The following is a 7,621-nucleotide window of genomic DNA, read 5'->3' as shown; positions in this document are numbered from 1 at the left end:
GCATCGAATCCGGCAACACTCCAGCCGTTTCCGGATACTTTGGCGAAATGCTGTGCGTAAACGGCGATCGCGTCGAGATGGTCGGCGTTCATGTGGTCGATGGCGGATTGTTCGCGCGCCGCGAGTTCCTCGACGATCGGTCCGCTGGCGAGCAAATCCGATCGATCGAGCTGATAGGCCTTGCCGAAGCCGCCGTTGAGGCTGGCGCGTTGCGGATCGAGGCGAAAGATCGAAAAGTCGCCGAGACCGGCGTAAAGTTTCGCCTTGGGATTGCGGTTGAGATAGCGGCGCTCGGCGCGGGCGTGTTCGCCTGATCCGCGCTCAAGCCGTGCCGCCTGGCAGATCAATGTCAGGCGCGGGTGCGCCAGCGGGTCGCCCTTGCCCGGTTCGCCGAGCAACAGGGAACAGCGCGGATCGGCAAGCAGGGCGCCGGTGTGCGCCGAAAGCATCGACACCAGGATCAGCGGCGCGCCATCGATGTCGGTGGCCACGCCGACCCTGCTGGCCAGCGGCGAGCCGGTTTGCGGTTCGATCACCGCCAGGGCGCCAAAGCGGGCGCTGCGCAGAAGCGTCTTCGCCAGCCGGATCGCTTCGGCGTCCGTCTCGCGGATCACGTCCTTTTTCGGCTCGTCCAAGGCAGCACCGCAGTAAGTTGATCTTTCTTCTCTAGTTATCGTTATCGGTCAGCAAGCCGGATTTGACAAGGCCGTCGATCTCGGCTTTCGCAAAGCCGAAACGTGCCAGAATTGCCGATGGCGACAAATCCTCATTGCCTGGCATAGTGGCCAATGTCGGTTGCGAGCTCGAGAAACGCGGCGCGGGGGCCGGGCGCTCAAATGCACCTGTCGTCACAGAGGCGTTGCGTGCCCGATTGTGCGGGTGGTGCTTCGCCTCTTGCAGCGACAGGACGGGGGCCACGCAGGCATCGGTCTGGGCAAACAGCAGGTCCCAGTCGTCGCGTGGTTTCTGCCGGATCCGATCGGCAATGGCGGCGCGCATCGGCGGCCACAGGGCCTTGTCGTACTGGCCGGACGCAAAGCGCTCGTCGAGCGGCAGCAGCCTGGCGAATTCGGCGAAGAATTGCGGCTCGAGACAGCCGATGGCGATATGGCGTCCGTCCGACGTCTCATAGGTGTCGTAGAACGGGGCGCCGGAATCGAGCAGGTTCGCGCCGCGCTTGTCGCTCCACAAGCCGGCCGCCGTCAAGGCGTGCAGGGGCACCGCCAGCATCGAGGCGCCGTCGACCATCGCGGCGTCGATGACGTCACCCTTGCCCGTGCGAGAACGTTGGAACAGGGCGGCCAGCACGCCGGCAATCAGCATCATGGCGCCACCGCCATAGTCGGCGACAAGGTTGAGCGGCGGGACGGGACGGCCGTCGGCATGGCCGATGGCGTGCAGCACGCCGCTATAGGCGAGGTAGGTGATGTCGTGGCCGGCGCGGCCGGCGAGCGGGCCGTCCTGACCGAAGCCGGTCATACGGCCGTAGATCAGCGCCGGGTTGCGCGCCAGCACCGTTTCGGGGCCGAGGCCAAGCCGTTCCATGACACCCGGGCGAAACCCTTCGAGCAACATGTCCGCCTTTTCGGCAAGGCGCAGCAACAGATCGGTGCCTTCACGGCGCTTCAGGTCGAGGCGCAGGAGGGCGCGGCCATGGCGGTCGATGTTGTACTCATCCGGCAGCGACAGGAACTCGCTCGTCCCCGTCCGTTCGATGCGCAACACTTGCGCGCCCATCTCCGACAGCATCAGGCCGGCCAGCGGCACCGGTCCGAGCCCGGCCATCTCGATCACCTTCAGCCCGGTCAGCGGACCGGTTTTAGCGGCAGCGGACAGGCCGGCGTTCATGACCTTCTATTTCGGCGCCATGCGGATGGCGCCATCGAGACGAATGGTCTCGCCGTTCAACATCTGGTTCTCGATGATGTGCAGGGCGAGAGCGGCATATTCGGACGGTTCGCCCAGGCGCGACGGGAAAGGCACGGCGGCGCCCAGCGAATCCTGAACCTCTTGCGGCATGCCGGCCATCATCGGCGTCTTGAAGATGCCGGGCGCGATGGTGCAGACGCGGATGCCGGAACGGGCAAGGTCGCGCGCCACCGGCAGCGTCATGCCGACGACGCCGCCCTTGGATGCCGCATAGGCGGCCTGGCCGATCTGGCCATCATAGGCGGCAACCGAAGCGGTGTTGACGATGATGCCGCGCTCGCCGCCCTGCAGCGGCTCGAGCTTCGACGCGCGCTCGGCGACGAGGCGGATCATGTTGAACGTACCGATCAGATTGACCTCGATCACCTTGCGATACTGATCAAGGGGGTGGGGACCATCCTTGCCGATCGTCTTCACGCCGATGGCGATGCCGGCGCAGTTGACCAGGATCCGCGGCTCGCCAAGCTTGGCGGCTACGTCGGCGAGCGCAGCGGTTCCGCTGTCGGCGCTGCTGACGTCGCACTGGACGGCAATACCACCGATCTCGGCCGCGACCTTGGCGGCGCGGTCAATACCCACGTCGAAGATGGCGACGCGGGCGCCCTTGGCGGCCAGCGCGCGCGCCGTTGCCTCGCCAAGGCCGGAGCCGCCGCCGGTGACGATCGCGATCTGGCCGTTCGGGTTCATGACGTCATCCTTTGATCTCAGGAACAGTGGGACGGATCAGGCGCCAGATCGACGGGAAAGGTCAAGCCATCGCCGCGACAGGATCGGCCACCCTGGCCTGATCGGCGTGGCAGACCTCGCCCAAGAGCCTGGCGACCGCGCCCGGCGCGATCTCGTGCGACAGCAGCCGGTCGAGATCGACGGGGCGCGGCATCGAAATCTGGCCGCGCGGAATCCGCTTGAAACCGAGCGGCCCGTAATAGGGCTCGTCACCGACCAGCATGACGGCAGGTGCGCCGGTCTTGGCGGCGGCCTCTAGCGCGATCGCCACTAGCCGGCGGCCGATGCCGAGATTCTTGAAGGCCGGCCGCACCGCGAGCGGCCCGAGCATCAATGCGCGGCCGGCACCGGCGGCGATGCGGGTCATGCGCACCGAGGCGACGACGATGTCGCCATCGACGGCGACAAAGGACAGCGAACGCTCGTGCCCTCCGGCCTCACGAATCTTGTAGGCGGCCAGCACAAAGCGGCCCGGCCCGAAGGCTTCGTCATTGATGGCTTCGATCTCGGGGTCGTGCGCCGGGGTTTCCGGCAGGTATTTCACGTCGGCAAGGCTCATGGTCTTTGCGTTCCGGTAAGGAGGAAAGGTTGCTGCAAACGGCAGCATTCGCCAGTCAGCGCTTCATCAAGCGCGGGCGCCCTTTCGTCGTCGGTAAAACCGGATCGAAGCAAAATCGAACATGCGGATTGTCCGCTAGCATCAATTTCCCGCCGCTGCAATCGGCCGTTTTGTTCGTCATTTCCGCCAAGTGACGGTCTGTTCAGCACCTGACGTCTTCGACAGGGCAGCCTTGCGCCTACATCAACCAACAGGACGCAAGGAGATTTGTATGGGAATGCTGGTCGAAGGAAGGTGGCAGGACCGCTGGTACGATACAGCGGACAATGGTGGCAGGTTCGTGCGGACGCAGTCGCAATGGCGCGACTGGGTCACCGTTGACGGGGCGCCTGCCGAAGGCCGGACGCGTGGTTTCAACGCCGAGCCCGGCCGCTATCACCTCTATGTCTCGCTTGCCTGTCCGTGGGCCCACCGGACGTTGATCTTTCGCGCGCTGAAGAAGCTGGAAGGCGTCATATCGGTGTCGGTGGTGCATCATTTCATGGGCGCCAACGGCTGGACGTTCGTGGCTGAGGACGGCGCCACGGGCGACATGCTCTATGGCCTCGACTTCCTGCACCAGATCTATGCCAAGGCCGATCCCGCCTATTCGGGCCGGGTGACTGTGCCGGTGCTGTGGGACAAAAAGGAGCAGACCATCGTCTCCAACGAGTCTTCCGAAATCATCCGCATGCTGAATTCAGCCTTCGACGAATGGGGCGACGCCAGCCTCGATTTCTATCCGAAGGCATTGCGCGGCGAGATCGATCGCATCAATGCGCTGGTCTATCCCGCGGTCAACAACGGCGTCTATCGCGCCGGCTTCGCCACCACGCAACGCGCTTATGAAGAGGCGTTCGGTGAAGTGTTCACAGCGCTGGATGCGCTGGAGGAGCGGCTGTCGAAGCAGCGCTATCTCGTCGGCGATCGTATCACCGAAGCCGACTGGCGGCTGTTCACCACGCTGGTGCGCTTCGATCCGGTGTATGTCGGCCACTTCAAATGCAATCTGCGCCGTATCGCCGACTACCCGAACCTGTCCAACTATCTGCGTGATCTCTACCAGGTGCCTGGTGTGGCCGGGACGGTGAACATGCATCATATCAAGGCGCACTATTACGGCAGCCACCAGACGATCAATCCGACGCGGATCGTGCCTGTCGGACCGGATCTGGATTATGCCGCATGGCACGACCGGGCGCGCTTCGAGAAAGCGGCAGCCTGATCTACCAGTAGGGCGAGGGCTGCTCGCCGTCAAAAACCTCGGCGATCCGGCGCAGCGTCGCCGGCGTCGTGCCCTGCGGCAAGCGGTCGAGCGGGAAGAAGCCGGCTTCGGCGATTTCGTGATCCGGCCGCTTCGGCGCCGTCTGGCTGAAATGCTCGAGCAAATAAAAGCCGACATGGTCGCGGCGGCTGGAGCGGCGGTTGAAATGCATCGATTTGAACACCGGCGGGGCGGTGAGAGCGATGTTGCCTTCCTCGGCCAGTTCACGGGCCAGTGCCTCGTTCATCGTCTCGCCGACTTCGACGCCGCCGCCGGGCAGCTGCCAGCCTGGTACGTAGGTATGGCGAATGAGGAAGACGGACTTGGACGCCCTGTCGTGGATCAGGCCGCGCACGCCAAGCGTCATCGGCCTCCGCAGCACGAAATAGAGATGGAACAGCCTGGCCCTCAAACCTGGCCAGCCGGTCTGGCGGAAGGCATCTTCAGGGCTCGTCATTGATAGCGAAACCGTGGGTGGAAAGCCGTGCGCGGGTCGCCTATGAAGGTTGTATGTTCAGGCTCGCGCATATTTCCGATGTCCATCTGGGGCCGCTCCCCGATGTATCCTATCGCGATCTCGCCTCCAAGCGCGTGCTCGGCTATGTCAACTGGCAGCGCAACCGCCGCCGCCATATGCATGATGCGGTCATCGACACGATCGTCGCCGACATCAAGGCGAACACGCCTGACCACCTCGCCGTCACCGGCGACCTGGTCAATCTGGCGCTCGACGGCGAGATCGAGATGGCCAGGCACTGGCTGGAGACGCTGGCACCGCCGCATGATGTTTCGGTCGTTCCGGGCAATCACGACGCCTATGTGCCAGGCGCCTTCGACAAGGTCTGCCGATCCTGGGCGGCGTGGATGAGCGGCGACGGCGTCAACACGCCGGTCGATCGTAACGCATTTCCCTATTTGCGCGTGCGCGGCAACGTCGCGCTGATCGGTGTCTCGACGGCGCGCGCCACGGCACCCTTCATGGCCAATGGTTTCTTCATGGAAGGCCAAGCGAAGCGGCTCGGCAAAATCCTCGGGGATACCGCCGGACAGGGGCTGTTTCGCGCCATCATGATCCATCATCCGCCGGTGCGCGGCGCGGTCCCGCAGCACAAGCGGCTGTTCGGCATCGCCCGCTTCAACAAGATCATTCGCCATCACGGCGCCGACCTTGTGCTGCACGGCCATTCGCATCTGCCGTCGCTGTTCTTCATCGGCGGTCGCGGCGTCAGGATCCCGGCGGTCGGTGTCGCTGCCGCCGGCCAGGCGCCGGGCGGCAAGAACCCGGCGGCGCAGTACAATCTGTTCGACATTGACGGCGAGAAGGGCAATTGGCGGATCCGGCTGACACGGCGCGGCCTGACCGGGCCGTCCATACCGCCATCCGATCTGCAGACGGTGGAGCTTGGCGCCGAGGCCGCTATGGCCGCAAATTGACAACCATGGCCACGATGCGGTCCCAGAACAGGACGACCGACACCACAAGGCCGACCAGTGCGCCGGCAGCGACCAGGCCAAGCCCGGACAGAAGGGCCGACCAGCGTTTGCCGCGCTCCGTTGCGCGCAGCGGCGGTTCGGCTTCCGGCACATACGCACGTTTCAGGCCGGCGACGGCGGGTTCGACGCCGCCTTCCAGCATCCTCTGACGCTCGACGATGCGCTCGGCGACATAGCGTGTCACGGAATCGGCAACCGGCTTCATCTCGGTGGATTCGGCAAGCACCACCCGGCCGATACGGGTGTCCTTGAGGAAGCGATAGGTCCGGCGGTCGCGCCCCATGGCGACATGGCTGATGGCGTCGATCCACAGGCGCGGCTGCAAGCCGGACGAGACGACAAAGTCGAAATTGTCCATATCGGCCGGAACATCGGCAAAAACCGGTGCCAGTTCGGCGGCGAGCAGATCGAGACGCATGCGATGCGCCTCGCGCATGTCGACGACGACGTCGTCGCGGTCGGCGAAGGCATTTTTGACATCACGGATGGCATCGGACAGTTTCTTGGACTGGTCGATGGTCTTCTCGCCTGCTTCCTTCATCGGCGTCCGCCTCGTAGGTTTGGTTAACACCGGGTTAACACAGCCGCCGGCAAAATGCACTGGCGAGATCGACGGCCCCGGGGTGTCCAGGAAGGTTGTCGTGCGCGAAAAAGGTCAGCTGGCTGCGGCGGCGAATTTCTGGCGGTGTGGCCTGGCGCGACGATTGGTGTTGCGGCGAATGATCTCGGCAACAAGGTCGGGGGCTTCCTCAGCCAGCATATGGCCGGCCTCCAGCACGTGGTGCACGTGAAAATGCGCCGGCAGGTCATCCGCCTGGGTAAAGGGCAGCACCGCATCGCTGATTCCCCATGCCACCATCACCGGCATGTTCAGTCCATCGAGGCGATCGTGCGGGATGACGCCTTGCCGACCGTCCACGGTCATGGCGGCTGCGATCTCGACGAGCTTTTCGAGTTGGCCGGGTCGCCTGCGCATTTCCCAAAGGGTGTCCACCGTATGTTCGAGCGGCGGGGCTGATGGTCCCGACATGACGGCGAGGCAGGAGCGGATCTCGGACCGATCCGCGGCTTCGGCATAGCGGCGCAACAGCGGTCCATTGATTTCGGGGCCAAGGCCGCCCGGCGCCAGAAGCGTCAGCGAGGCTATCTTTTCGGGCTCGGCCAGCGCCATCAGCGCCGCCACGGCACCGCCCATCGAGTGGCCCACGAGATGAACGCGCTTCAGGCGGCGCTCCGAGAGATCGGCGAGCACGGCCTTGGCTGCCACCCTGGCGGGACCGGCGGCGGGAAAATCGAGCGACAACCCGTGCCCAGGCAGATCATAGGCCAGCGTATGCGTGGAAGGCGTCAGGGCGGAAATCACCTCGTGCCATACATCATGGCAGCCGCCGAAACCGTGCAGCAGGACGATGGCCTTCGAGCCAACACCCTCTTCGGCGGCAAAAAGTGATGCGGTCATGAAAGCTGATTTTTTGTTATTGCAGAATGCGCGACACCCAATGGTGGCTGAATTGCTCCTAGTCCAACGTGATGACCAGTAAAATTTTCGCGATTTGTACGGTTGTGTACAGAACCTGGCGACCAATCGGCAATCTGCGATGGAGCGCAGG

At 64.2% G+C, this 7,621-nt stretch carries 10 protein-coding genes; 3 read left to right on the top strand and 7 right to left on the bottom strand.

Annotation, left to right across the window (positions count from 1 at the left end; translation table 11 throughout):
* From EN893_RS00545 to EN893_RS00530, 4 genes are all read right to left on the bottom strand, one after another.
* Window positions 1-635 (bottom strand): HugZ family protein (locus tag EN893_RS00545; RefSeq protein ID WP_164900681.1); only part of this gene is annotated, 635 nt, incomplete at its 3' end.
* Between the two features lie 31 nt (window positions 636-666).
* Window positions 667-1,848 carry a CaiB/BaiF CoA-transferase family protein gene (locus EN893_RS00540; RefSeq protein ID WP_127267374.1) on the bottom strand — a complete coding sequence of 394 codons (1,182 nt, stop codon included), beginning with the start codon at window positions 1,846-1,848 and terminating at the stop codon, window positions 667-669.
* A 6-nt stretch (window positions 1,849-1,854) separates the two neighbouring features.
* Complete coding sequence (locus EN893_RS00535) at window positions 1,855-2,616, bottom strand: 3-hydroxyacyl-CoA dehydrogenase (protein ID WP_127267375.1); 762 nt, start codon at window positions 2,614-2,616, stop codon at window positions 1,855-1,857.
* Window positions 2,617-2,677: 61 nt separating this feature from the next.
* Entirely contained in the window at window positions 2,678-3,214 is a 537-nt protein-coding gene (locus tag EN893_RS00530; RefSeq protein ID WP_127267376.1) for an N-acetyltransferase, read from the bottom strand.
* Between the two features lie 29 nt (window positions 3,215-3,243).
* Here EN893_RS00530 and EN893_RS37915 point away from each other — a divergent pair, with 29 nt between their 5' ends.
* Both EN893_RS37915 and EN893_RS00525 read left to right on the top strand, forming a co-directional pair.
* Window positions 3,244-3,408, top strand: a complete 165-nt coding sequence (locus EN893_RS37915) for a hypothetical protein (protein ID WP_164748917.1) — start codon at window positions 3,244-3,246, stop codon at window positions 3,406-3,408.
* Between the two features lie 77 nt (window positions 3,409-3,485).
* Window positions 3,486-4,478 (top strand): glutathione S-transferase family protein, encoded by a 993-nt coding sequence (locus tag EN893_RS00525; RefSeq protein WP_127267377.1) that lies wholly within the window; start codon window positions 3,486-3,488, stop codon window positions 4,476-4,478.
* A 1-nt stretch (window position 4,479) separates the two neighbouring features.
* Here EN893_RS00525 and EN893_RS00520 read toward each other — a convergent pair whose 3' ends face one another.
* On the bottom strand, window positions 4,480-4,974 hold the full coding sequence (locus EN893_RS00520) for an NUDIX domain-containing protein (RefSeq protein WP_127267378.1): 495 nt from the start codon (window positions 4,972-4,974) through the stop codon (window positions 4,480-4,482).
* A 53-nt stretch (window positions 4,975-5,027) separates the two neighbouring features.
* Between EN893_RS00520 and EN893_RS00515 the strand changes: the two genes are divergently transcribed.
* Window positions 5,028-5,951, top strand: coding sequence for a metallophosphoesterase (locus tag EN893_RS00515; RefSeq protein WP_127267379.1), 924 nt, complete (start codon window positions 5,028-5,030; stop codon window positions 5,949-5,951).
* Here the strand turns inward: EN893_RS00515 and EN893_RS00510 are convergent.
* Together EN893_RS00510 and EN893_RS00505 are read right to left on the bottom strand one after the other, a co-directional pair.
* Window positions 5,935-6,552 carry a hypothetical protein gene (locus EN893_RS00510; RefSeq protein ID WP_127267380.1) on the bottom strand — a complete coding sequence of 206 codons (618 nt, stop codon included), beginning with the start codon at window positions 6,550-6,552 and terminating at the stop codon, window positions 5,935-5,937. The two genes, EN893_RS00515 and EN893_RS00510, sit on opposite strands and share 17 nt — an antisense overlap.
* A 114-nt stretch (window positions 6,553-6,666) precedes the next feature.
* Entirely contained in the window at window positions 6,667-7,470 is an 804-nt protein-coding gene (locus tag EN893_RS00505; RefSeq protein ID WP_127267384.1) for an alpha/beta fold hydrolase, read from the bottom strand.
* Window positions 7,471-7,621 lie beyond the last annotated feature (151 nt).

This window comes from Mesorhizobium sp. M7A.F.Ca.CA.004.04.2.1, from assembly GCF_004022825.1.
Taxonomy (GTDB): domain Bacteria; phylum Pseudomonadota; class Alphaproteobacteria; order Rhizobiales; family Rhizobiaceae; genus Mesorhizobium.
The sequence above is the reverse complement of the archived record's forward strand: the minus strand, read 5'-3'. Positions and strand labels throughout refer to the sequence as shown.

Coding starts and splice junctions, on each gene's coding strand:
- EN893_RS00540 (WP_127267374.1), bottom strand. CDS start 1,848: ATGAACGCCGGCCTGTCCGCTGCCGCTAAAACCGGTCCGCTGACCGGG.
- EN893_RS00535 (WP_127267375.1), bottom strand. CDS start 2,616: ATGAACCCGAACGGCCAGATCGCGATCGTCACCGGCGGCGGCTCCGGC.
- EN893_RS00530 (WP_127267376.1), bottom strand. CDS start 3,214: ATGAGCCTTGCCGACGTGAAATACCTGCCGGAAACCCCGGCGCACGAC.
- EN893_RS00525 (WP_127267377.1), top strand. CDS start 3,486: ATGGGAATGCTGGTCGAAGGAAGGTGGCAGGACCGCTGGTACGATACA.
- EN893_RS00520 (WP_127267378.1), bottom strand. CDS start 4,974: ATGACGAGCCCTGAAGATGCCTTCCGCCAGACCGGCTGGCCAGGTTTG.
- EN893_RS00515 (WP_127267379.1), top strand. CDS start 5,028: ATGTTCAGGCTCGCGCATATTTCCGATGTCCATCTGGGGCCGCTCCCC.
- EN893_RS00510 (WP_127267380.1), bottom strand. CDS start 6,552: ATGAAGGAAGCAGGCGAGAAGACCATCGACCAGTCCAAGAAACTGTCC.
- EN893_RS00505 (WP_127267384.1), bottom strand. CDS start 7,470: ATGACCGCATCACTTTTTGCCGCCGAAGAGGGTGTTGGCTCGAAGGCC.